This is a genomic window from Nonomuraea sp. NPDC050451 (genome assembly GCF_044458585.1).
The window spans coordinates 713,826-736,562 of record NZ_JBITHZ010000004.1 but is presented as its reverse complement, the minus strand read 5'-3'; the positions used below and the strand labels follow the sequence as shown (position 1 = coordinate 736,562).

Sequence of the window (22,737 nt, the reverse complement as noted above, 5' to 3'; positions counted from 1 at the left end):
AGTACGACCTCGAACTACAGCAGAGCAAGCACGCGAACGGCCCGCGCCCCGAGGACGCGGGCCGTACAGAATCACGACCTCAGTGCGAGAACGCCTGGAACTCGGCCGCCCTCACCTGCTCCCGCTGCGGGCTGGCCGTGGCGCAGTCCGTCGCGGAGCTCGGATCCTGGTCCTGCTCACCGGCGTACAGCGGGTTGCCGGTGCACTGCGTGCTGAGCGCCCGGAACATCAGATGCGTGGCACTGGTGGCCCGCACGTCGAACGACTTGAAGATCATGTTGGCGCCCCGGGGACGCGGCAGCCCCGACTTGAAGGCGTCCGAGGGGCTGGTGTAGATCTTCGTGAAGTTCGCCGGGTCGGTGCAGCCCGAGCTGCAGGCCAGCACCTCGAACGAGCGCAGGCTGGAGAAGCGGTTCTGCCCGCCCGGGTCGGCCGCGTCGTTGACGTTGGGCCGCAGCATGGCGCTCACCTGCACGCGGCGGACCTTGACCGGCGCGTCGCCCGCCAGGTCCACGACGACCGACTTGCCGGCGGGCGCGCCGGTGAGCGAGGCCCAGTTCGTGGCCTCGGTCTCGTCGATCAGCTTGGCCTGGTTGACGCCGTCGCCCGTGGCCGTCGCGCCGCCCGCCGCCGAGGCGAGGTTGCGGGTCAGCGGCAGCGGGAGCGGCAGCTGCACGCCGCCCACCACCACGAACTTCAGCCGAGTGTGCCCGAACCCGTTGCCCGCCACGATGAACGAGTACACGCCGGGCGTCATCTCCACCGTGTCGCCCAGCGGCGTCGCCGGGTCGGTGTCGGCGACCGGGACGGCGCGGCCCTCGTAGTCGCCCACGTACAGCCGCAGCGCCGCGTCCTTCGCCTCACCCAGCGGCTTGAGCTGCAGCGAGCCGTTCTTGCCCGCGGGGTTGACGAAGCTCGGCGTCGGGTCGGCGTCGTTCGGGCCGTTGCTGGCCGCGCCCTTGCCCAGGCCGTGCTCGGCGAACGCGCGCCACATGATGTCCTGGTTCTTGCCGCCGAACCGCATCGCGTCGGCCGCGAGCAGCGCGTCGCGGTGGTCGACGTAGCTGACCGCGCCCGAGGCCATCAGCAGCAGGGCGTCGAACGACAGCTGCGCCCAGCGCCGGTTGCCCGGGCACCGCTCGACCGGCGTCTGCCCGTCCGCGCAGGCCCGCTGCTGCCTGGCCGTGCCGTCGCCGTACCGCTTGACGAACGCCGCGCGCACGTCGAACTGGGTCGCCGACCAGATCTCGCCGTCCGCGTGCACCTGCTGGCCGACGATGTCGTACGCGACGTCGCTGTAGTTCAGCGGCGACTTGGACATGTCGTAGTTCCTGATGCCGCGTTCCTTGTCCCCGGTCACGTAGCCGCCGGTCACGTACGGGGTCAGGCCCGACGGGCGGAAGCCGTACTCGAAGAGGTGCTCCATCGCGAACAGGTCGGAGGTGCTCTCGTTCATGGCCCCGGCCTGGGCGCCGCTCCAGCCGGCGTTCGGGCCGCCGATCATGCGGCCGGAGATCGCGTGCGTGTATTCGTGGCCGATGACGGACATGTCGTAGTCGCCGTCCACGCAGGGCGAGTAGAACGAGCCGGCGATCGGCTGCCACAGGTACATGTTCGTGATCGGCGCGATCCCGTCAGGGCCGGTGATCTGGTTGGCGTTGTCGCGCACGGACAGCACCCGCGCGCCCGCCTGCGCGTTCCCCTGCTCGGGGTCGCCGCCCAGGCCGCCGCGAGCGCCGTTGTCCGCCTGCATGTTCCAGGCCGTCTCGGTGAAGCCGAGCCGGTACGACCAGTCGTGCATGCGGTTGTGCATCGCGTTCAGGTTGGCGATGGCGGCTTCCAGGTCGTTCTCGCCGTCCTGGTCGAACACCGCCGGGTCGCACTTCGACTCGTGCCAGGTGTTCTTCCAGGGGAAGAGGTAGTTCCTGCTCGGGGTGAGCACGTTGGTGCGGGTCCCGACGGTGAACGGGTCACCGCTCGCCCGGTTCTCGGTCGTCCTGGTCGAGTTGCCGGCGCTGGTGTTCGTCGAGGCGTCCGTGGCGTGGTCGACGTCCCACGCCTTGCCGGTCGCCGGGTCACCGCCGGTCACGTAGTCGCAGCCGGGACCCGCCGCGAAGCACCACGTCTGGCGGGTGTCGCGGGAGGAATAGTCGTCGCGCGGGTTCGCCGGGAAGGCGTCCCAGCGCGGATTGTCGGGGTCGAAGTGGTCGACCAGGTTCTCCCGTACGAGGATGGCGCCGCTGACCGCGTCCACGTGCGTCGTGTACCCCGCCGCCTCGCCGCGCGAGCCGCCGATCAGGACCACCTGGTACGCGCTGTGCACCCCGTCGGGAGCGGGCACCGCCACCGGCGTGGCCTGCTTCGTGGTCGCCGTGGCCAGGTCGACGCCGCCGTCCCTGGCCGCGATCTCCAGCGCCTGCTGCGCGGTGATCGTCGCGGCCGGGGGCGCCTCCGTCTCGCGGGACAGCGAGGAGGTGACGTGCCTGATCTGGCCGTTCACCACGCCGACCGCGACGAGGCCGTCCACGCCGGCCGGCAGGTCGCCGAAGCGCTGGCGCAGCAGTACGGCGTGACCCGCGCCGACGGGGTTGACCGCGACCCGCTCCAGCGCGTCCACCGCCTGCGCGGACAGGCCGAAGACGGCGGGGTTGTTCTTGAGGTACGTGCGGGCGGCCTGCTCGGGATCGGACCCGAGTCCTTCGGCCAGCGGTTCGGCGCTGGTGACGGCCGCCGGAGTGCCGAGAGCGTTCCAGCGGATCTCGGCCGCCGCCCCGGCACTGCGGGCGTTCAGTCCGGCGGGCGGGGCGACCCGGCCCTGCCGGTTGTCCACGTCCGGCTTGCCGTGCTCTTCGGCCTGGAAGTCATGGATGGGGGCCTGCCCGCCGGGTTCGCCCTGGGCGGGCCCTGCGAGGGGTAGGGCCGACGCGACGAGCGCGACGGCAACGAGTGCGCTGCGTAACCAGGACACGGTTCCCTCCTGCGTCTCAGGGATGCGCGGATTGCACGCATCCCGCAAGAGGTAACACCCAGTCAGAGGGCTGGCAAGATCTCAGTGCGGGACCGGTGGCCGGCGCCTCGACGGACCATAGAGCCGTTCTCGAAACGACGCCCTTACATGGCATGAGGGGTTGAGCCCGCCGCGCCCGGCGCAGTTCCCGCACTGATCATTCAACCTGTCGTCCTGGAGCGGCCGCAACCGGATTTACCGGCTCGCGAACAGCGACGCGTACACCGGCCGCCCGTGCTCGGTGACCACCTGGCCGGCCAGCCCGTCGCCGGTCACGGTGGACAGCCGCAGGTCGAGGTAGCGCTCCTCCTCGACCGTGCGCACGTCACCGGCGGGCGCGGGCAGCCAGGAGGCCACCTCGGCCTGACGCGCGGCCCGGTCGCGCGCCAGCTCCGCGCGCAGCTCGGCCAGGCTGCCGGCGTCGTACGGCTCCGCGCGAGCCCGCTCGGGCTCGGCCCGCCAGGCGGCGACCCCGTACGCGAAGCAGACCAGCGCCATCCACACCTCGGCGAAGTACACCGGGTCGGGCGCCAGCTCCAGCCCCGCGAACCTGCCGCCCACGAAGAACATCGCGCCGAGCTGGCCCGGCAACAGCTCCAGGCGGCTCTGGAACTGGGTCAGCGTCGCCCGCTTGCGCGACAGGATCTGCTCCAGGTGGCCGCGCGACGGCAGCCCGCAGGCGGCGTTGAGCTCGGAGATGTCCGGCCACAGCTTGGCGTAGTCGTGGCGCCCGCGCAGCTCCAGCGCCTTGGCCCGCAGCTCGACCGGCAGCACGAAGAACCACTGGTCGCGGCCCTCCAGGTAGCCGCCCTGGGCGGCCTGGACGCAGCAGGCGTCGTCGAACCGCCTGGTCTGCCCGGCGCCCAGCAGCGCCGCGGAGCACAGGGCGTGGTTCTGGGCGGCGTCCTGGATGTAGCCGATGTGCAGCGGCACGATCGCCACGCCCTCGCGGGCGCCGTTGAGCAGCTCGACCTGGCCGTACCCGACGACCCGCTTGAGCTTCAGCCCGGAGCGGGGCGGGACGATGCCGGGCCGCTCGGGGCCCCAGATCGGCACCATGGTCAGCGCTCCGGCCCGCTGCGGCGTGCCCGCGCGGTAACCGCGCAGGTCGAGCGGCGCGGGCAGGAGCGTCTCGAGTGCGGTCATGTGCGTCCTCCTTCCAGTCGGCTCAGCATGGCCGTACGGATCCAGTCACGGCCGGGCGCGCAGTGGCCGAACAGCCACGGCAGCAGCCCGGCGAAGTCGTCCTGATGCCAGAACGGCCGGCGCGGCAGCCGCGGCGCCGGGTCGCGCAGGGTCAGGTCGTCGCCGGCGGTGAACGTGGCCTGGCAGAGCACCACCGGGGTGGTGACGCCCGCGCGGGGCAGCGTGGCCACGACCCTGGCCAGGTCGCCCGGCATGACGTTCTCGTAGCCGTCGGTCACGATCACCACCAGGTCGGGACGGGTGTCCAGGGCGTCCAGCAGCCGGGTCGCCAGGTCAGTCGCGCCTTCGGCGCTCTCGACCGTCGTGAGACGTTCGCGGACCTCGGCGCTCTCGACCGTCGTGAGACGTTCGCGGACCTCGGCGCTCTCGACCGTCGTGAGACGTTCGCAGACCTCAGCCAGGACCAGCTTCAGCGCCGCCGCCTGCGACATGACCGCCCACTCGCGGTCGCCGTACCCTCGCATGGAGCCCGACGTGTCGAGCACCACGGCCACGTGGCCGGCCAGGCGCGGCAGCCCGCGCGTCGCCTCGGCCACGTAGCCCGCCAGCGCGGGGCGCAGCTCGGCGGCCGGTCCGCCCTGGTAGAGGTGCACCAGCGTCGCGGCGATGTCGCCCCGGTTGGTCGGCGTCACGATCGGCGGGCGCTCCCCGACCTGGTCGAGCGGCGCCGGCGGCTCCTGCGGGGCCACCGCACCGTACGTGCCGGGCGCGTAGAGCGCGCGCACCCGCTCGATCGCCGCGGCCGGGTCGGAGGTGAAGCGCAGCAGGCTCCTGCGCAGCCGGCCGGAGCCGGTGTCGCCCTCCGCGATCAGACGGGCGCACCCGCGGGCGGTCGCCTTGCCGAGCGCGTGCTCGAAGCAGTCGACCAGCGCGGACCGGCGGGCCTCGATGAGCGCGTCGGCCTCCGGGTGCTCCAGCACGAACGCGACGACGGCCCGCGTGGTGTGCTTGTGGTTGGCGCGCACCCGCCGCAGCGCCAGGAGCGCGGTGACGGCGTACGCCGGTGGCAGGCCGAACATGAGCGCCCGCGTGACCTTGGCCAGGATCTCGCGGGTGCGCTCGTCCAGGCCGTCCTGCGAGGCGGCCAGCGTGCACAGCAGCACGCGGGCCCGCTGCCAGGGGAGCACACCGGGCACCAGCGCCAGCAGTGCGTATCCCTCGGGGTCGCTCAGCCGGGCACTGCGGTGGAGCTCCGCGTCGTCCCAGGCCAGATCGCCGCCCCTGGACAGGACCAAAGGGGCGTCGTGCGTCCTGAAATGCTGGAGAAGAGTCGGGGTGTCCACGTCATCGAGATTAAGGAATCCGGTCCGACGGGCGACACCTATTTTTGGCGGGTACGTTTCTTCCCGGCCGGAGAGATATGCGCGGACGCGTCAAGTGCTTTTTCGCAGACCGCCAATTCCGCGTCGGTGTAGGCGAGTAAATAGACGGTTTCGACGTGCCGGGGGCGGCCGTCGGTCAGGTGGGCGACAATGGCCGTCAGCATGCTCTGGACCGTGGACTCGACGTCGGCCGCCGCCTCGCCGGTCCCGAAGATGGGAAACACGATCGAGCCCGCCCGCCGCCCGCCGTCGGCGATCTCCTCCGCCCTCAGGAACACGTTGCGCACGCACGTGCCGAGATTGTCCACCCGGCGGTAGCCGACGCCCGCGGCCCCGTGGACGGCGGCGGCGTGCACGACGCCCATGACGCCGTTGCGCTCGGCGAGCTGGTGGGCCCCGGTCACGATGGCGGTCCCCGGCTCCACGGGCACGTTGGCGCCCACCCGCCGGCCGAGCTCGTCGGCCACGCAGTCCTCGACCACCCGCTCGGTCAGGGGATCGCGCCGCGCGCCCTCGTACCGGATGACGGCGGAGATCGACCGCTCGTGGAACCTGGACATCTGCATGTCGGTGTTCTCGGAGTTCACCCAGACGTCGACGTCCTTGACGTTGCGCAGGTCGCCGGTGATGAGCACGAGCCGCCGGGAGGGCCGGCCGTGAACCGTGTACTCGTACGTGCGCGTCTCCTCGATGGGCTGCGGCTGCCGCATCTTGGCGTGCGCGTCGATCTGCTCGCGCAGCGCGCGGATCTCCTTCCGGTATTCGTCGGCCCGGCCCGCGGTGCGCAGGGAACGCAGCCCGTACCACCAGATGAACGCCCACAGCCCGACGGCGCCCGTCATGGTGGCACCCTTGATCTCGGCGGAGAATTGGCTCTGCGGGAAGAATGAGAACAGGAGCGTGACGGGAAAGAGGGCGAGCAGGGTCCAGGAGATCATGTGCACCCGCTCGTTTCCACCGTCCGGCGAACGCCACTGCCAGGCGAAGGCACCGAGCCCGAGAACGAGACTGAACACCGCCGTAAGCAGAACAACGGGATCGGCCTTCATTCGCCCTCCCATCGGAAAAACGCGGGACGCGATTATCAGGCTAATACGTCACGCGTAAGTTGGTTGGGTAGGTGGGCCGAGCAGCACCCGCCCGTTGCCCGACTGGGTGGTGGGCCTGCTGACACCCACCCCGACCCCAAAGGCCCTCGCTCCGCTCGGACTGTCCTTCAAGGGGCGCGCCTGGCGGCGCACCCGCGCCTGAACGGCGCCATCGTGGCCCACCCGTTGACCTGCGATGCGGTGGGCCGCCTGATGCCCACCCCGGACCGGGTGCCTTCCGGTCCAGGTCGACCGATCGAGCATCGCGCATTTGTCAACCGGGGCGATATTGATCGCCCGTTACTCGGTCACCCGTTCGCTGCAAGGCGCACCGCATTAGGAGCCAGGAGATCACGATGCCCTTCCGAGGGGATCCTCGGTTGGGTGTTAAGTGGCGCCTGGATCGCACTCTGGGCTCTGCCCTAAATGGGCGTCATCTCTTCGTTTCTGTACAAGCCGCCAATCCCGCCGACGCGGCCGGACCGCGCGACTCGGCTGGATGTCGGCATCGAGCCAGGTCAGCCCACGAGCGCCATCGGTGGGCCCGTGCATCTGAACGTTCGAACCTCTCGGCGTGGACGCCGCTATATCGGCGATGAACATCCCCTACATCAGGGACTTCAGCATCAAGCGTCCAACTGCCGTACGCCAAGGACACCGACTATGAAGGAAATCAACCGCGCCTGTACCTTTGGGTGCAGAACGCCAGCACCGAGGGTGTAGTGGCGTGGCCCCACAAGATTGACGGTCAGGAGGTGCGGGACTTGAAGCGCCGCCGCCCGCATTGAGCTCATATGGGGTGTGCCAAGTGACGGCCAATAAGCTCTGCGCGGCGCTGAACCACTGGTCGCAACCGGCGGGCAGAGCCGCCGGCTACGCCCGGTGACGCGCCCCGCGTAACAAGCGATGGAACCTGCGAGGGCTTCTCGATGATCAGACGTTGAACTCGCCGTTGGTGGCGCCGTGGAGGAATGCCTTCCACTCATCGTGGGTGAAGACCAATGCAGGGCCAGTCGGGTTCTTGCTGTCACGTACGGCTACGACATTCGGCAGGTTGGTTGCCACTTCGACGCACTGGCCGGTATCGCCACTGGCGGTCGCCTTACGCCACTCCGCTTGATCCAGGTTCACTTCGACCATTTCCTTATCGCATCCCCTATTGCCTGTTGTGAGACTGTTTGTGGGTGTGCGTCCGCTCTGATGTTGTCATATCTCACCTTGAGTTGCGCTACTGCATCGTGATCACCGGTGACGTGGCCCGACAGGATCGAGTCTGCCGACACCACCTCGGTGCCGTCGCGTAGACGGGCGAGCGCGAATGCGCTGATCATGCCGACCACGCACCCGGCCGCGACAGGCACCAGTTGGATGGTGATTCGCGGGTGCTGCGACAGTTTTTGCAGGTAGACAAGCTGATTCACGAGAACTGTCGGTCCTCCGATAGGACGGTCGAGCACGCTCTCGTCAATCAGGGCCAGGAACGCCGGAGGGGTCGGCCCGCCGAAGATCTGCATGCGTCGCGTTCGCGCCTGAACTCGCTCCTCCACAAGGTCGGGAGGGGATGTCGTGGAAAAGATGGCTCATGCGTACTCCGGGGTTTGGAGCAGCCCTGGGACCAATAGTGGATCCCATGATTGGAGGATGACCGCCTGAGGCTCTATCTCCTCCACCCAGCGTGCAAACCAGCCCAGGGTGGGCGACCGGGAGATTTGCCGGTACAGGTGGACGAAGTGGCCGTCAAGCTCGAAGGCTCGATCAGCCGCCTCTGCGAACTCAAGTGTTGGCGTTCGTCGCCCCCTTTCGACGTGGCTGATGAGGGAAGTGTGACATCGCATCCGGACACTTAGTGATATTTGAGAGAGTTTCACTTTCTTTCGATAATGCTCAAAGTCGGAGGCGAAGCGTGCCCGTGGGGACATCTGATCGTTGGTGTTGGTGTCCACTCCCATTCTCCGATCGTCGTGCCACCCATCCACGACCAGGGGCGTCGCAGTACTCAGCGATAGAGCGACAGATTTGTGACAGACAATACAGGACTTGCGTCTTCTTTTGTCGTTCGGTTTCGCCAGGTGGCGGCTCTGCTGGTCGCAAATATTGCCCATGCTTAGGTTGCACGCAACCACGCAAGACGCGGCTTCCGTCGCGTGCGGCGAACAGATACCTGAGCCCGATGCGGAGGTGGTCAGCGACGTGGGCGCATACGGCTCAGTCCAGGGAGACGTCTTACTGGTGGCGCATCCAGACCCTGATCACGTAGCGGAGAGGAACGCGGTTATGGCCAGGAGATATGACAGCAATCGATCCATGTCGGCGCGTGTCCGCAGGACCGTCTTCAAGGCCACGACATGAGCAGCATGGCAGAGACAAGGGCGAATCAGCATAAATGCATAGAGCTACCGGCCTTTCCGATGTCCGTCTCGATCGCGCGTAAACACGTGATGCGAGTGCTGGCGGAGTGGGGGTGCGAAGAGCTGATCAACGATGCCCAACTCGTCACCAGTGAGCTTGTCACCAATGGCATAAAAGCCGTCCAACCGAATGAAATCGTTCGGGAAGAAGAAGTCGAGACGCTCGGGATGTTCGCCGGATGGGATCGGCACGTACGGGTCGGCCTTCACCGCAGGCTCGACGGCGTGGTCGTGGAGGTATGGGATCCGAGTCGTGAGCCGCCGAGGGTTGGTCATCCTGACGTGTCGGAAGTAGGCGGTCGTGGGCTACAGGTCGTCGAGATGACAGCGGCACAGTGGGGTTACCGCTGGCTGAAGACGGGCGGAAAGGTCGTCTGGGCCGTGCTGGAGCTCAGAGAGGGAACTGGGAGCGGTGGATGACGGACGTTGAGGCCGTGGCCGACGAGAGGGGAATGGCTGACTCCCTCAGCGTGAAGATGGACATGTGGCCGTGTCCCGGTCTCGCCCCTCACTCGCCGCTCAGGCCTGATGGCCCGACGTCGTTCCTCGAGTGGACCGTGGATAAGCCGACCCATAGCCGGACTCTTGAATACACGTGCTCATGCCGCATGGTCGTTTACGAGTTTCTGGCCTCTGGCGGCGACTACCGGATCCGGCGCACGGTCCAGACCACACCCCGCGGGAGGACTACGCCGGCCCGTGGCGCCGGAAGGTGGCTGAACGCATGTGGGCGTTGGTCCTGACGGGCGAGGCCGGCTTATGTGTCTCGTCCCGCTTTGAGAGACCGCAGGTCAGGCTATGCGGACGAGGCCGTCCAAGCCCTGGGCCGCACCTCGTGGTCGCCTCTGCGGATGGGGCGCTGGGATCACACGCGGGTCCGCTGCTGTTTCTGGGCCAGTACTGACAGACGTCAGCGTCGGATGGCCTTCAGCTCCCTGACATGCTTACCACCGGTTGCCGCACCATGAAGACATCGACCGGGTCCTCGGTCTCCACGGTGAACCCGTGGCGTTCGTACAGCCGTTGCGCGGCGCTCCCCTGCAGGACGTTCAGCCGGACGGTCACACCTTCGGCGTCGGCCCGCTCCAGCAGTTCGCGCAGCACGGCCGAGCCGAGGCCGTGGCCCTGGAGTTTTTGGGCGATGTAGAAGTGCTCGAACCACCACGCGTCCTCGCCTGGCCGTAATGTCACGCAGCCTGCGAAGTCGCCGCCTGCCTCGATGATCGACGTGTAGTCCGGGGAGAAGGCGTCCCGGAACCGCTGCCGGACCCGGTGCTCGTCGTAGCGGCCCAGCCGCTGCAGGTCCGGGCGCATGACCGCCGCGCGCAGCTCCGCGATCGTCTCGACGTCTTCCGGCTCCGCGCGACGCAGCGTCCACGTCATCGGGTGGTCCGACCCGATCCCGTGCGTCGCGAACCCCCGCCACCCCCCGTCCGTTCTCATGCGCGGGAGTATCCCAGAGGCCCGCCCACAGGCCGGCGACCGGGGGTCGGCGGGTGGCTCGCAAGCCGGGCGATCGGGGTGGGTGGGCCCGCAGGCCAGTGACCGGGGTGGGTGGGGGCTCGGCCGTCTGGTCATCGCTCGGCCCGGTGTGGTGGCCGTCGTGCGGGATCCCGCGGTCCCGCGCCCGCCGGGGATGGTGCCCCTGGCCCTGAGCAGGCCCGACCGCACGCCGGTCGACCGGGCCCCGCAGGGCGTCCGGGTACGGCGGGGCGACTACGACAAGCCGGACGGCATGCGCGAGGCGTCCAAGGGGGCCACGCGGCTCCTGCTCGTCTCGTCGCCGAAGCTCGACCCGGCGCGAAGGATCAAGCAGCACCTGGCCGCGGTCGAGGCGGCGGCCGAGGGGGTCTGGCGTCTGGGTGGCGAGGTGGCCGAAGGCAGCGCCGATCGGCGCTGATGCCAGGGCAGGCACGGCCTTCCCGGATGATCATTAGGCGTCGAGAACCTCATGATCCCGAAGGTTGTGCCTGCTTCGCGTGCAGGGACGTCACCGACCTCGCCGTGCCACTCCCTCCCGCCGGAAACGGACACTCAAGCCGTCAACGACACCTTGCCGGAGTGCTGCGGGCGGTATGAGACCGCCTTTCCACAGGTCCGGTTGGTCGCCATCATCGAGTGCGCCGGCCACGCCATCGTGGCCGCCGGCGTCGCCGCCCGAGGTCGTCGCCCGCGACCCGGGGGCTCCTTGACCCGTAGCACCGACAATGAAGAAGGGCTGGACGACGGGAGCTCGTGCGGGTGCGCGTACTCCAACGTCAGGGTTACCGGGATGGACAGGAATGTGCCGCCCAGGGAATCGGTCCGGTTCGGATGGCGATGGGTTTGCCGCCGCCGAGTAGTCTCGTGGGATGCAGGTTACTGGTGTGGCACCGCTCATCGCGGTCCACGACGTGGCGCGTAGCGTGGCCTTCTACGAGCGGCTCGGCTTCACACCCGAGGTGCAGTGGCCGACGTACGCGCGACTGGTCGCCGGTGAGAATACGGTGCTGCACGTTGCCGTGCAGGGCGGCGCACCGCCGGACCGGCCTTCTGTCGCGCTTGCCGCTCCCTCTCCCGATGGCAGCACGGTGAACGCGATCGTGGTTGTGCAGGTGCCCGACTGCCGGCGCGCTTGCGCCGAACTCACCGCATCCGGTGTGGAACTGCTGACAGAGCCGACAACGCCCGAATGGGGCGGCGAAATACGCGCGTTCGTCTGCGACCCCGACGGTCACTTGATCGAGGTCAACGAACGGCTGGACTGAACAGAGCCATCTTTCCTAGTCAGATCAGGACAGAGCGCCCGATCTACGGCTTGCCCCTTCTGGAACATCACCCAAGAGCATGCGACTGTGCCGGGGCCCTACCCGGAACACGCCGACGCGGGCATGCCGACAAATCCGGAAGATCGGATTGCCGTATCGGGTCTCACGATTAGGGCGTGTGTCGAATGTGCTTGGTCGCCGACGTGACAACATCGGCGAGCGATCCGAATCACGTGCAACCTGCGCCCAGTCATGTTGGGATCATTCATTATGAATGTCCATTTTCTCAATGACGCCGACTTGGCGGACAGGATGGAGCAGAATCTGGCGGAACATGCCTGTCACCTGCATCGGAGCATGAGCGGTGCGACCGTTACAGAGACTGATGACCTCCTGGTCGCCGACAGCAGTCTGGACGACGACACTTTCAACATCGTTGCCGCGGCCCGCTTCACCGTCACCACCGCTGCGGCACGCATCACCGAGACCGCCCGGACACTGGCTCGCACCGGCCGCCGCTTCTCCTGGTGGGTGGGACCCGCCTCCAGGCCACCGGACCTCACCGCCCGCCTGACGGCGGCTGGTCTGCCGGCATCCGAACGCGAAACGGCGATGTGGGCCGAGCTGGACCACACCCTGCCGCTGCCCGCCGCCCCCGGACTGGACATCCAGACGGTGGCCACGCCCGAACAGCTCGCCGACTACGCCGCGGTTGTCGCCGCGAACTGGACCCCGCCCGCCGACACCGTCCGCCGCTTCTTCACCCAGGCCGCCCCACAGGCCCTGGCCGCGCGCTGTCCGGCCCGTTACCTGGTCGGCTACGTGGACGGCCGTCCGGTCTGCTCGGCCGAAGTGTTCCATCACGCGGGGGTTGCCGGGATCTACAACATCTGCACCCTGGCCGCCCACCGCCGACGCGGCTACGGCGGTGCCATCACACTCGCCGCACTCCACACGGCCCGCGACCGAAACCACCACATCGCGGTCCTGCAGGCGTCCACCGACGGCGAGCCCGTCTACCGCCGCCTGGGATTCCGCTCCTGCGGCCAGTTCACTGAACACGCCCTCAACCCCTGAACACCCCGAACTGTTCACAACGATCCTGGTCACAGCCAACCGTCCCGTTGCCGGCGTCGGAACAGGTCGTACAACCAGCCCCACGGCCCGTACCGCTCGGGGACATCCCGCCACGGCGTCCCGGCCCGGGTCCGCCACCGTATGCCATCGATCAGCTTTCGCCTGGTCCATATCGACGGCCGGCCAGGCTTCTTGCCCCTGGGCAGCAGTAGCTCCAGTCGGCCCACTGTGGATCCGCCAGATCTCCACGTGCCACGAGCCGAGATCATCCCACGCCCGGGAGCCACTTTCGATACACGCCCCCAGGGCAAGAGCAAGTTGAGCATGATGCCGATCGGGAACTACACGGCCACGCCCAACGTGAAGCACATCCACCGCTGACACCGCCCAGCGCGGATGGCGGCCTTCGTCTCGCCAACGAGGATCTGCTGGATCTTCTCAGCGTGCTCTGGTGCGCACGAAAACCCTTATTACCTACCAATTCAGTTGACTATAGAGGCTGGGCGATCTACGTTTGATGGCGTGACGACCACGGCTCTGACAATCCGGGGTCACGTGGACTTCTGCCGCGTGGCCAGCGCGCTCTGTCCGTCCTTCCGACCGCAGGCAAATCCTCTAACGGAAGGAAAAATCCCATGTCATCCCTGTCCATCGTCCCTGTCGCCGGCCGGATAGGCGCCGAGATCTCCGGCGTACGGCTCGGCGGCGATCTGCCCGCCGACGTCGTCGCGGAGATCCGCCTGGCGCTGCTCGGCCACAAGGTGGTCTTCTTCCGCGGACAGGACCATCTCGACGAGCGGAGCCAGGTGGCCTTCGCCCGGCTGCTCGGCGAACCGACCGCCGCGCACCCGACCGTTCCCTCGCTCGACGGGAACGACCACGTCCTCGACCTCGACTACACCGACGGCCAGAAGGTGGATCGCTGGCACACGGATGTGACGTTCGTGGACCGGCCGCCGCTGGCGTCGGTGCTGCGGGCCGTCAACGTTCCGGCCGCCGGCGGCGACACGCTGTGGACCAACACCGTGGCCGCGTACGAGCACCTGCCCGCCGAGCTGCGGGACCTGCTCGACCGGCTGCGGGCCGTACACACCAACCAGCACGACTACGTCCGCATCGCCACCTCCGACGATCCCGATCGGGCGCGGGAACGCGCCGAGGTGTTCGCGTCCACGGTGTTCGAGACCGAGCACCCCGTGGTGCGGGTGCACCCGGAGACCGGCGAGCGTTCGATCCTGCTCGGGGACTTCGCCAAGCGGCTGGTGGGGCTGTCGGCGCACACGTCCGCCTCGCTCATCCGCCTGATCCAGGAGCACGTCACCGAGGTCGAGAACACGGTGCGCTGGCGCTGGGCACCCGGCGACGTCGCCATCTGGGACAACCGGGCGACGCAGCATCGGGTGGTGCACGACTTCGGCAACCGTCCGAGGCGACTGCACCGGGTCACGATCGCCGGTGACGTTCCGGTGGGCGTGGACGGCCGGCCCAGCGTCGTGCTGAAGGGCGACGCGGCCGCCTACTCCCCGATCGCCGCCTGACCTCTGCTCCTTGTGTGTGGCCCTGGCCCCAATGACGTGGCCAGGGCCATTCGCATGCCCACCCGTGGAACTGGAACGGCCGCCCGGCGGTGCTTCTCTTCCAGCGGTTGTCGCAACACCCCAGATGAGGGAATGCGATGGACTTCGAGATCAGGGAGGACCGGGAACGCTCTCGGGGGCGCCGCTGGCCAGGCCTGTGGCAACCAGCGACTGGTGGAGATGAACCAGCGCGTCGAAATCAGCCTGACCCGCGTGATCGACACCATCGAAGAGTTGGAGGCGCGGTCATGATGCCCGACAACACGCGCTACCTGCGCGCTGCCGAGCAACAGCGCCGAGCACGGCTCATTGACCAAGCTCGCGAGGCGATCCGGCGTCTTGATGGCGCCGGGGACGCTATCACGGTTGCCGCGGTCGTCCGGTGCCTCCGGCGCCTTCCTCTACCGGGTTCCCGAACTGATCGAGGAGATCCAGAGGCTACGAAACCTTCCACAGCGCTCCGGACAGCGGCATCCTGCCTGCCAGCGCATGACGGATCCCTCCGAGGAAGCCCGCGTTCGCCAGCTAACCACCATCAACGGCGAGCTCAGGGCCGAACTTCAACGCCTCCGAGCGCAGAATGCGCTACTTCTGGGCCGACTCCGAGAACACGTGGCCAGCCGGCATTTCGACCACGATCACCCACCGGAGCAGGTGAGTCGACATGCCCTACGGAGTTCAAGGTGCTGCCGCCACTCAGCGACGGATGCGGTAGCGGATGTGGGTTGCCTCCGGGGTGTCGATCACCCGAACGATCTCCAACTCCACCCGCGACGGCAACACATCGAACAGCCGTCGGCCCTCACCGAGCAGCACCGGGATCTGATGGATTTGCACCTCGTCCAGCACCCCGGCCTCGATCGCCCGCTGCGCGGTGTAGGCGCCGATCACATGCACGTTCCGGTCCCCGGCAGCGGCCTTCGCCTGAGCCATCGCGCTGGCGATTCCATCAGTCACGTACGTCACCAGTGGATAGTTTGCGACGGACGGGTCGGGCGGCCGATGACTCAGCACAAAAATCGGGATCCCCTCACCGTGATGATTTCCAGCCCAGTGATCGGCCTGCTCAGCAGTACGCCGTCCCGAGAGGACCGCCCCGGCCGCCTCTATCTCGCCGAGCAACTCCCCGGCCAGCCCGGACTGACGGAACTGCCCATCCGGCGCAAGGGCCCAATCGTGCAGCATGAAGCCATCGCCGCCGGGGTTACCTGGTTTGTCGTTCGGACCCGCGATGTACCCGTCGAGCGACACCGACATATCAAGCACTGATACCGACACTTCGACCTCCTGCGGTCTCGATCCCATCGGTTTCCACGTTCTGTAGACCCCGCATGGCGGCATTACTCATCGGCCGGCCGAACCCAAACCGTAAGCCAAGGCATCAGCCCGTACAAACGTGCACCTGGACCGCCCAGTTGCTCTCGGCTGGTGGGCCGCGGGTAAGAACCGAAGCGCCGCAAGTCACAGATCTTCTCCTATGGAAGTGCGCCTGACCAGGCCAGTGACCGGACATTCTCCGGGCTTTGGAGGGCAATCAAGGCAGCGGGAAGCTGGGCCAGCGAGATCGGGGGTTCCTGCCAACCGTCCCCTCATGCTGAGCGACCAGGGCAAGGTCCTTTCGCGTCCACATGACCAGCTCCGACCGCCCCGCCCCCAGAGCACGGGTTACACGACGTCATGCTCCTGATCAGGCGAGTGGGCACGTGCGACACGCGGGCCTGCCGGGGTGGCCTGTCGGACCAGCGACAGAGCCCTTCTACCCGTATCTGGCTCTGCGCTACTGCGTGTACGCCGCACAGCTCCGAGACATGTCTTCGACGCAATCCTGCAGTTCAAGACACCTAACAAGCATCAAGGTGCGGGGAACGCTGGACCACAAAAGTCGCTCGGCTGAGACATCCCGGCTGAACGCCTCGCAAAGCTCCTGGCGACCTGCGCCCGACCTAAGGGTGGTGGGGCCGAAGCGCCTGTTCCTGTAACCCCTGGTCACGGCGTCGTTCGTGCCAGCTCTTCAAGCTGCTGGACGACCTTGTCGATCGGTGCAGAAGCGTCAATCTCGGCAGTGGAGGTGGCCCTGAGCAGCGGCTCCACGTTGGCCAGGTCGCGCAGGATGGCCTCACGCTCCTCCGGGCGCTTACCGAAGGGGTTGTTGGTTCGCGTCGCGATGCGGGCAAGCATGATCTCAGCAGGGGCGCTGAGCAGTACGACATGGTCGAATTGAGGGTAGAACCGACCCTGATTGGATTTGCAGCCGGCCACGAAGAGGGCGCCCTCACGGTGGTTGGCGAGCAGGTCGCTGATGGCCGACTCGCGCCACGCCCAATCGGTGGATCCGTCCGGCAGCGTTACCCAGTGACTCCACTGGTAAGTGTCGGTATCGACGACGCGATGCCCCCGGGTCGCCAGCATCTCTAACGCCGTGGACTTGCCGGTGCCAGACATCCCAGTGACCAAGATCTTCGCCATCAGCCGAGACTACCCGGATCAGCCTGATCTCGTTCGGCTTCGTATCACCCATGTTGGCGGTCCACCGGCTTCCGGCTGTGGGTTTCCGTATCCCCCGCAACTCGGGAAATACGGAAACCCAGTCGGCTTGCTCTGCTGGCCGCCAGTAAGTGGTCACCGTGTTGCGACGACCCTTAGAAAGCGCCGATTGCCGGGCGGCCGTTCGTGCTGGGGGGTTCTCTATGGGTGGGCGATGAAGCGGCCGAAGCGGCCCTGGTGGTAGATGAGGGGTCGGCCCGGGCTGTGCACCTTGGCCTCGGCTACCAGGCCGACGACCAGGATGTGGTCGCCTACGTTCACCGTGTCGTGCGGGAGGCAGATGAGGTGGGCGGAAACGTCCTGGAGCAGGGGGGCGCCCAGGGGGCCCGGACGCCAGCGGGTGGGCTCGGCGAACCGGTCGATGTCCTTGCGGGCGAACCTGGCGGCCAGGTCGGCCTGGTCGCTGGCCAGGACGTTGACCGCGAAGTGGTCCGCGTCGCGCAGCCAGGGCCAGGTGGTGGAGGACTGGTCGACGTAGAACGAGACCAAGGGTGGGTCGAGGCTGACGGAGGAGAAGGAGGTGGCCGTGAGCCCGACGGGGATGCCGTCGGTCTGGGCGGTGATGATGACGACTCCGGCGGCGTGTACGGCGAGCGCCCGGCGGAACCCGTCAGGGTCGACCGCACCCTTTGCCGGCTCCTCCTCGCTCGCCCCTGCGCCGGAAATCGGCCGTGCCTCCGAAGGTGGCCGCACCTCCGGAATCGGCCTCACTTCCAGAGCCGGGCGTGTCGCAGGCACGGTCGGCGCCTCGAACGCCAGGCGGGTCTGGTGCCCGTTGCGAGAGTCGGGCACAGGGCGGGAGTCGGGGCCAAAGCGCGGGTCAGAGGCCGTGTGCGCGTCCGAAACCGGGCGTAGGTCCTGAGTCGGGCGGGGGTCCGAAGCCGGGCGGGGGTCCTGAGTCGGGCGTGGGTCCGAAACCGGGCGTGGGTCCCTTCCCTGGCGGGGGTCTGAGGTGCGGCGTGCGTCTCGGGCCTGGCGGGCCTCTCTGGCTCGGCGGGCTTCCCGAGCGGCCACCGTTTCCGTCACGAAAGCGCCCCTTCCTTGAGTACAGCGGTCACCTGCGGCGCCACACGATCGGCCCACCCCGCCACCACCTCTCCCAGCTCCGGAATCTGCGACTCCAGCACCGCCAGCCCCGGTGTCGGCACGAAGGCGCCCAGTTCCACCAGCAGCGGGCGCAGGTGCACCTCCACCGCCAGCGAATGCTTGGGGTCCCCCATGACCAGGAGCGGCAGCGCCACCGTGCCCGCCAGCGCGTCCGGTCGCAGGCGGTCGAGGAACGACTTCAGCAGCCCCGTATAGGTGCCCTTGTAAGTCGGGCTCGCCACGACGAGGAGGCTCGCACCGGTCACCAGTTCCAGGGCCGCGGTCACGTCGGGGTGTGCGGCGGGCGAGAGGAGGTGGGGGGCGAGGCCCGACAGGTCCACGACCTCGTACGCCCCCGGGTCGGCGCCGAGGCGGTCGCCGACGGCCTCGGCGGCGGAGGCGGCGACCGCGAGCGTGCGGGAGCCGGGCCGGGGGTTGCCCACGAGGGTCACGATGCTCATCGCGCCACCGCCGCTTCGCGCCGCCCGGCGGGGGCGTAACGGGACGGGGGTCTGGGCAGGCCGTAGTTCTCGCGGAGCGTGCGCCCCTCGTACTCGTACCGGAACAGGCCCCTGATCTGCAGCTCCGGCACCACGTGGTCGACGAAGTCGCTCAGGCCGCCGGGCAGGATCGGCGGCATGACGTTGAACCCGTCGGCCGCGCCGGCCAGGAACCATTCCTGGATCTGGTCGGCGATCTGCTCCGGCGTTCCGGCGACCACGCGGTGGCCCCGGCCGCCCGCCAGGCGGTTGAGGAGCTGCCGGACCGTGAGGTTCTCGCGCCTGGCCAGGTCCACGACGAGCTTGCGGCGGCTCTGCGCGCCCTCCGTCTCCACGGGTACGTCGGGCAGGGGCCTGTCGAGTGCGTCCTCGGTGAGTTCGATGCCGGTCATGTGGGAGAGCTGCGCCAGCCCGTACGCGGGAATGATCAGATCCTCCAGTTCCTTCTCCAGGCGCAGCGCCTCGCGCTCGGTCGAGCCGATGATCGGCGAGATGCCCGGCAGGATGAGCACGTCCTCGTGCCGCCGCCCGTAGGCGGCCAGCCGCCGCTTCAGGTCGGCGTAGAACTCCTGCCCTTCCCGCAGGGTCTGCTGGGCGGTGAAGACGGCCTCGGCGTAGCGGGCGGCGAACTCCTTGCCGTCCTCCGAGGACCCGGCCTGGACCAGGAGCGGGTGCCCCTGGGGCGGGCGGGAGGTGTTCAGGGGGCCGCTGACCGAGAAGTACTCCCCCGCGTGCTCGATCGGGTGGATCTTGCCGGTGTCGGCGTAGTCGCCGGCGACGCGGTCGCCCAGGACCGCGTCGTCCTCCCAGCTGTCCCACAGCTTCCGCGTGACCTCCAGGAACTCGCCGGCCCTGGCGTAGCGGTCAGCGTGCGAGGGGCGGACGATGCCGAAGTTGCGGGCCTCGGCCTCGCCGGCGGAGGTGACGATGTTCCAGCCGGCCCGCCCGCCGCTGATGTGGTCGAGCGAGGCGAACTTGCGGGCCACGTGGAAGGGCTCGTTGTACGTCGTCGACACGGTGGCGATGAGGCCGATGTGATCGGTGACGGCGGCCAGGGCCGACAGCAGGGTCAGGGGTTCGAGGCCGCCGAGCGCGTTGTGCCGGACGTTGCCGTGCAGGGCCACGCCGTCGGCGAGGAAGACGGAGTCGAGCTTGCCGCGTTCGGCGATCCTGGCGAGCTCCTGGTAGTGGCGGACGTCGGTGAGGCGGGCGGGTTCGGTCCGGGGATGTCGCCAGGCCGCCTCGTGGTGGCCGACGCCCATGAGGAAGGCGTTCAGGTGGAGCTTTCTCGTCAAGTGGTCCTCCAGGTGGAGAAGCGGCGCTCGACGCCGACCAGGAGCAGGTTGAACAGCAGGCCGAGTACGGAGATTGTGATGATTCCCGCGTACATGTCGGGGATGCGGAAGCTGGACTGGGTGTCGAGGATGAGATACCCGAGCCCGGCCTTGGCGCCCACCATCTCGGCGAAGAGCAGGACGAGGATCGAGTACGCGCCCGCCAGCCGCACGCCGGTGAAGATGGTGGGCACGGCGGCGGGCAGGATCACCTTCTGGAACAGGCGGAGCGGGCCGAGGCCCATCGACCTGGCCGACTTGATGAGCAGCGGCTCGACGGTCTTCACGCCGCTGATCGTGTTGAGCAGGATCGGCCACGCGCACGCGTACAGCACGAACGTGATCTTCGTCGTTTCCCCGATGCCCAGGATCAGCGTGAACACCGGCAGCAGCGCCACCGCCGAGGTGTTGCGGAACAGCTCCAGCAGCGGGGTGAGGAAGTCGGCGACCGGCTTGTACCAGCCGATCAGCAGGCCGAGCGGGATCGCCAGCACGATGGCCAGGCCGAAGCCGGACAGCGAGCGGGCGAGGGACGCCTCCAGGTGCTCGGTGAGCTGGCCGCCGACGAGGAGGTCGTACCAGGCGACGAGGTTCTCCGAGAGGGGCGGGGCGAAGACGGGGTCGACGACGCCGAGCCTGGGCAGCACCTCCCAGGCGGCGAGGAGGAGCAGGATGGCGGTGGAGTTCGTGACCGCCCGCCTGAGCAGCCGCCCGCCGAAAAACCGCCGGCGCGGCGCCCCCGCCGACGCCGGAATCGAAGCCGGAGTCGGGGTCGGGGTCGCAGCCAGGCCCGGGGGCGCAGCCGGGACCGGAGCCGGGGTGGCCGAGTCGTCAGGGAGGTCGTACCGGTGGACGTCGCCGGGGAGCAGTTTCTGGTCAGCCACGGGTGGTCGCCACCTTCCGCTCCTGCACCTGCGCCGCCGCAACCTCTTCACGCAGCAGCCCCCACACCAGGTGGCGGTATTCCCCGAACGCCGGGTCCGCCCGCAGATCCCCTTCGCGCGAGGAGAAGCGCACGTCGATGACCTCCTTGATCCGCCCCGGCCGCGAGGTCATCACGGCGACCCGCTGCCCGAGGTAGACGGCCTCGTCGATGCCGTGCGTGATGAACACGACGGTCTTGCCGGTCTGCTCCCACACGTGCACGAGCTCCTCCTGCAGGGACTCGCGGGTCTGCGCGTCCAGGGCGGCGAACGGCTCGTCCATCAGCAGCACGTCGGGGTCGAACGCGAGGCTGCGCGCGATGGCCACCCGCTGGCGCATGCCGCCGGACAGCTCGTGCGGATAGCGCTCCTCGAACCCGGCCAGACCCACGAGCGCGAGGTGCTCGCGGGCCTGCCGCGCCCGCTCCTTCCTGGGCACGCCCTTGGCCTCCAGCCCGAACTCGACGTTGGACTGCGCCGTGCGCCAGGGGAACAGCGCGTACTGCTGGAAGACGATGCCCCGGTCGAGCCCGGGCCCGGTCACCCGCGCGCCGTCGATGAGGATCTCCCCGGACGTCGGCGCGGTCAGCCCGGCGATGAGGTCGAGCAGGGTGGACTTGCCGCAGCCGCTGGGGCCGACGAGCGTGAGAAACTCGCCCTCGCGCACGTCGAGGTCGATGCCGGACAGCGCGGTGAACGGCTGGTCGGCGTCCCTGACCTGGAACGTCTTGGCCACGTTCCGGATGCTGATCTTGGTCATGACCCGCTCCCGCCGGCATAGGGGTTGAACTGGTTGGTGTAGACGTCGGAGACCTTGACCTGGCCGGGCTTGATCTCGCCCTCGCGCTCCAGCCAGTCGGTCCAGGTCTTGAACTCCTTGTCGGCGATGACACCGCCCTTGGCCGCGATGCCGGTGCTCTTCCAGAACCGCACGGTGTCGGCGCTCTCGTTGCGGCCGCGCTTGGCGATGATCTGCTGGAACTCGGCGACGACCTCCTCGCGCGAGTGGGTACGCGCCCACTCGATGGCCTTCGCGAATCCGGTCACGAACGTCTTGACGGTGTGGGGGTTGGCGGCGACGAAGTTTTCGCGGAGCACGACGGACCCGGCGGTGAACGGGCCGAACAGGTCCACGTCCTTGAACAGGGGGCGCAGGCCGCCGCGCTCCAGCGCCTTGTCCCTGAGCACGCCGCCGAGGGTGCCGACGTCGAGCTGCCCCTGGCGCAGGGCCTGCTCGGTGTTGACCGGCGGGATCACCACGAGCTGGACCTGCTTGATCTCCTCGGGCGTCAGCCCTTCGCGCTTGAGGTACTCCTTGATGACGGCCTCGTGGTGGGCGCCGAGGGTGTTGACGCCGATCTTCCTGCCGATCAGGTCGCGGGCGGACCTGATCGGGCTGTCCTCTTTGACGTAGTAGCCCTGGTAGGTGTCCTGGTCGGAGCCGTAGTAGCCGATCACGGCCTTGATCGGCGCCTTGGCGGCCTTGAGCTTGACGATGGCGCCGTTGAAGGCGCCGCCGAAGTCGGTCTGCCCGGTCGCGGCCGACTGGATGTCCTGGGGGCCGGAGGTGGTGTTGCCGACCCACTTCAGCTTGACGTCGCCGAGATAGCCGAGCTCCTCGGCCAGCTCGGGGAAGGTGACGTTGCCGGCGCTGCCCTGGTAGCGCAGCACCTTCACCTCTTGTTGGGGGTTCGCCTGGGCCGTGCCGCAGGCCGCCAGGACGGCGGGCATCAAGGCGGCCAGGAGGGCATGTCTGGTCTTGATCACGATGTTTCCTCTGAGGAGGAGGGAGAGAGGGGGTTCAGCGGTACGTGATCAGCGACACTGCGCGCTGGCGACGTGGCCGAAGTCCACGTGCGGGCGCCGGGTCAGGTAAAGGCCCATGCCTATGAAACTACGTTCCTCCGTCCCTAAAGTC

General features: G+C 68.4%; 20 protein-coding genes and 1 pseudogene. 5 read left to right on the top strand and 16 right to left on the bottom strand.

What is annotated here, in order from left to right; translation table 11 throughout:
- Positions 1-79: 79 nt before the first annotated feature.
- From ACIBI9_RS18340 to ACIBI9_RS18315, 6 genes and pseudogenes are all read right to left on the bottom strand, one after another.
- Positions 80-2,968 carry a M36 family metallopeptidase gene (locus ACIBI9_RS18340; protein WP_397223292.1) on the bottom strand — a complete coding sequence of 963 codons (2,889 nt, stop codon included), beginning with the start codon at positions 2,966-2,968 and terminating at the stop codon, positions 80-82.
- Between the two features lie 234 nt (positions 2,969-3,202).
- Complete coding sequence (locus ACIBI9_RS18335) at positions 3,203-4,153, bottom strand: ARPP-1 family domain-containing protein (RefSeq protein ID WP_397223291.1); 951 nt, start codon at positions 4,151-4,153, stop codon at positions 3,203-3,205.
- Entirely contained in the window at positions 4,150-5,496 is a 1,347-nt protein-coding gene (locus ACIBI9_RS18330) for a hypothetical protein (protein WP_397223290.1), read from the bottom strand. The genes ACIBI9_RS18335 and ACIBI9_RS18330 overlap by 4 nt, the downstream gene beginning before the upstream one ends.
- A 38-nt stretch (positions 5,497-5,534) precedes the next feature.
- A complete protein-coding gene (locus tag ACIBI9_RS18325; RefSeq protein WP_397223289.1) occupies positions 5,535-6,551 on the bottom strand; it encodes a macro domain-containing protein in 1,017 nt (338 codons plus the stop codon).
- A gap of 1,005 nt (positions 6,552-7,556) precedes the next feature.
- Positions 7,557-7,763 (bottom strand): DUF397 domain-containing protein, encoded by a 207-nt coding sequence (locus ACIBI9_RS18320; RefSeq protein ID WP_397223288.1) that lies wholly within the window; start codon positions 7,761-7,763, stop codon positions 7,557-7,559.
- Positions 7,751-8,542, bottom strand: a pseudogene (locus ACIBI9_RS18315) (helix-turn-helix transcriptional regulator). Before ACIBI9_RS18315 ends, ACIBI9_RS18320 begins: the two are co-directional and overlap by 13 nt.
- 426 nt (positions 8,543-8,968) lie before the next feature.
- On the opposite strand from ACIBI9_RS18315, the gene ACIBI9_RS18310 reads away from it, so the two are divergent.
- A complete protein-coding gene (locus ACIBI9_RS18310; RefSeq protein ID WP_397223287.1) occupies positions 8,969-9,451 on the top strand; it encodes an ATP-binding protein in 483 nt (160 codons plus the stop codon).
- Between the two features lie 507 nt (positions 9,452-9,958).
- Here the strand turns inward: ACIBI9_RS18310 and ACIBI9_RS18305 are convergent.
- Positions 9,959-10,474, bottom strand: a complete 516-nt coding sequence (locus ACIBI9_RS18305) for a GNAT family N-acetyltransferase (protein ID WP_397223286.1) — start codon at positions 10,472-10,474, stop codon at positions 9,959-9,961.
- Positions 10,475-10,634: 160 nt separating this feature from the next.
- On the opposite strand from ACIBI9_RS18305, the gene ACIBI9_RS18300 reads away from it, so the two are divergent.
- From ACIBI9_RS18300 to ACIBI9_RS18290, 3 genes are all read left to right on the top strand, one after another.
- Positions 10,635-10,931, top strand: coding sequence for a hypothetical protein (locus tag ACIBI9_RS18300; RefSeq protein ID WP_397223285.1), 297 nt, complete (start codon positions 10,635-10,637; stop codon positions 10,929-10,931).
- A gap of 466 nt (positions 10,932-11,397) precedes the next feature.
- Positions 11,398-11,778 carry a VOC family protein gene (locus ACIBI9_RS18295; RefSeq protein ID WP_397223284.1) on the top strand — a complete coding sequence of 127 codons (381 nt, stop codon included), beginning with the start codon at positions 11,398-11,400 and terminating at the stop codon, positions 11,776-11,778.
- A gap of 252 nt (positions 11,779-12,030) precedes the next feature.
- Positions 12,031-12,855 (top strand): GNAT family N-acetyltransferase, encoded by an 825-nt coding sequence (locus tag ACIBI9_RS18290; protein WP_397223283.1) that lies wholly within the window; start codon positions 12,031-12,033, stop codon positions 12,853-12,855.
- Between the two features lie 29 nt (positions 12,856-12,884).
- Here ACIBI9_RS18290 and ACIBI9_RS18285 read toward each other — a convergent pair whose 3' ends face one another.
- Positions 12,885-13,124, bottom strand: a complete 240-nt coding sequence (locus ACIBI9_RS18285) for a transposase (RefSeq protein ID WP_397223282.1) — start codon at positions 13,122-13,124, stop codon at positions 12,885-12,887.
- Positions 13,125-13,490: 366 nt separating this feature from the next.
- Between ACIBI9_RS18285 and ACIBI9_RS18280 the strand changes: the two genes are divergently transcribed.
- Positions 13,491-14,393 carry a TauD/TfdA dioxygenase family protein gene (locus ACIBI9_RS18280; RefSeq protein WP_397223281.1) on the top strand — a complete coding sequence of 301 codons (903 nt, stop codon included), beginning with the start codon at positions 13,491-13,493 and terminating at the stop codon, positions 14,391-14,393.
- A 735-nt stretch (positions 14,394-15,128) separates the two neighbouring features.
- On the opposite strand, the gene ACIBI9_RS18275 is transcribed toward ACIBI9_RS18280, so the two are convergent.
- The 8 genes from ACIBI9_RS18275 to ACIBI9_RS18240 form a co-directional block, all read right to left on the bottom strand.
- Positions 15,129-15,710, bottom strand: coding sequence for a dihydrofolate reductase family protein (locus ACIBI9_RS18275; protein ID WP_397223280.1), 582 nt, complete (start codon positions 15,708-15,710; stop codon positions 15,129-15,131).
- 708 nt (positions 15,711-16,418) lie between these two features.
- The gene (locus ACIBI9_RS18270; protein ID WP_397223279.1) at positions 16,419-16,898 is read right to left on the bottom strand and encodes an AAA family ATPase; all 480 of its coding nucleotides are present in this window, start codon (positions 16,896-16,898) and stop codon (positions 16,419-16,421) included.
- A 219-nt stretch (positions 16,899-17,117) separates the two neighbouring features.
- Positions 17,118-17,642, bottom strand: coding sequence for a flavin reductase family protein (locus tag ACIBI9_RS18265; protein WP_397223317.1), 525 nt, complete (start codon positions 17,640-17,642; stop codon positions 17,118-17,120).
- A gap of 356 nt (positions 17,643-17,998) precedes the next feature.
- A complete protein-coding gene (locus ACIBI9_RS18260) occupies positions 17,999-18,523 on the bottom strand; it encodes an NADPH-dependent FMN reductase (protein WP_397223278.1) in 525 nt (174 codons plus the stop codon).
- Complete coding sequence (locus ACIBI9_RS18255) at positions 18,520-19,857, bottom strand: LLM class flavin-dependent oxidoreductase (protein ID WP_397223277.1); 1,338 nt, start codon at positions 19,855-19,857, stop codon at positions 18,520-18,522. Before ACIBI9_RS18255 ends, ACIBI9_RS18260 begins: the two co-directional genes overlap by 4 nt.
- Complete coding sequence (locus ACIBI9_RS18250; RefSeq protein WP_397223276.1) at positions 19,854-20,780, bottom strand: ABC transporter permease; 927 nt, start codon at positions 20,778-20,780, stop codon at positions 19,854-19,856. The genes ACIBI9_RS18255 and ACIBI9_RS18250 overlap by 4 nt, the downstream gene beginning before the upstream one ends.
- Complete coding sequence (locus tag ACIBI9_RS18245) at positions 20,773-21,579, bottom strand: ABC transporter ATP-binding protein (protein ID WP_397223274.1); 807 nt, start codon at positions 21,577-21,579, stop codon at positions 20,773-20,775. The genes ACIBI9_RS18250 and ACIBI9_RS18245 overlap by 8 nt, the downstream gene beginning before the upstream one ends.
- Positions 21,576-22,586 (bottom strand): ABC transporter substrate-binding protein, encoded by a 1,011-nt coding sequence (locus ACIBI9_RS18240; RefSeq protein WP_397223273.1) that lies wholly within the window; start codon positions 22,584-22,586, stop codon positions 21,576-21,578. The genes ACIBI9_RS18245 and ACIBI9_RS18240 overlap by 4 nt, the downstream gene beginning before the upstream one ends.
- Positions 22,587-22,737: the final 151 nt, after the last annotated feature.

Excerpts from the sequence above, each read along its gene's own strand:
- ACIBI9_RS18310 (WP_397223287.1), top strand. The coding sequence starts at position 8,969 with ATGAGCAGCATGGCAGAGACAAGGGCGAATCAGCATAAATGCATAGAG.
- ACIBI9_RS18305 (WP_397223286.1), bottom strand. The coding sequence starts at position 10,474 with ATGAGAACGGACGGGGGGTGGCGGGGGTTCGCGACGCACGGGATCGGG.
- ACIBI9_RS18280 (WP_397223281.1), top strand. The coding sequence starts at position 13,491 with ATGTCATCCCTGTCCATCGTCCCTGTCGCCGGCCGGATAGGCGCCGAG.
- ACIBI9_RS18270 (WP_397223279.1), bottom strand. The coding sequence starts at position 16,898 with ATGGCGAAGATCTTGGTCACTGGGATGTCTGGCACCGGCAAGTCCACG.
- ACIBI9_RS18285 (WP_397223282.1), bottom strand. The coding sequence starts at position 13,124 with ATGATCTCGGCTCGTGGCACGTGGAGATCTGGCGGATCCACAGTGGGC.
- ACIBI9_RS18260 (WP_397223278.1), bottom strand. The coding sequence starts at position 18,523 with ATGAGCATCGTGACCCTCGTGGGCAACCCCCGGCCCGGCTCCCGCACG.
- ACIBI9_RS18335 (WP_397223291.1), bottom strand. The coding sequence starts at position 4,153 with ATGACCGCACTCGAGACGCTCCTGCCCGCGCCGCTCGACCTGCGCGGT.
- ACIBI9_RS18245 (WP_397223274.1), bottom strand. The coding sequence starts at position 21,579 with ATGACCAAGATCAGCATCCGGAACGTGGCCAAGACGTTCCAGGTCAGG.
- ACIBI9_RS18320 (WP_397223288.1), bottom strand. The coding sequence starts at position 7,763 with ATGGTCGAAGTGAACCTGGATCAAGCGGAGTGGCGTAAGGCGACCGCC.
- ACIBI9_RS18290 (WP_397223283.1), top strand. The coding sequence starts at position 12,031 with ATGTTGGGATCATTCATTATGAATGTCCATTTTCTCAATGACGCCGAC.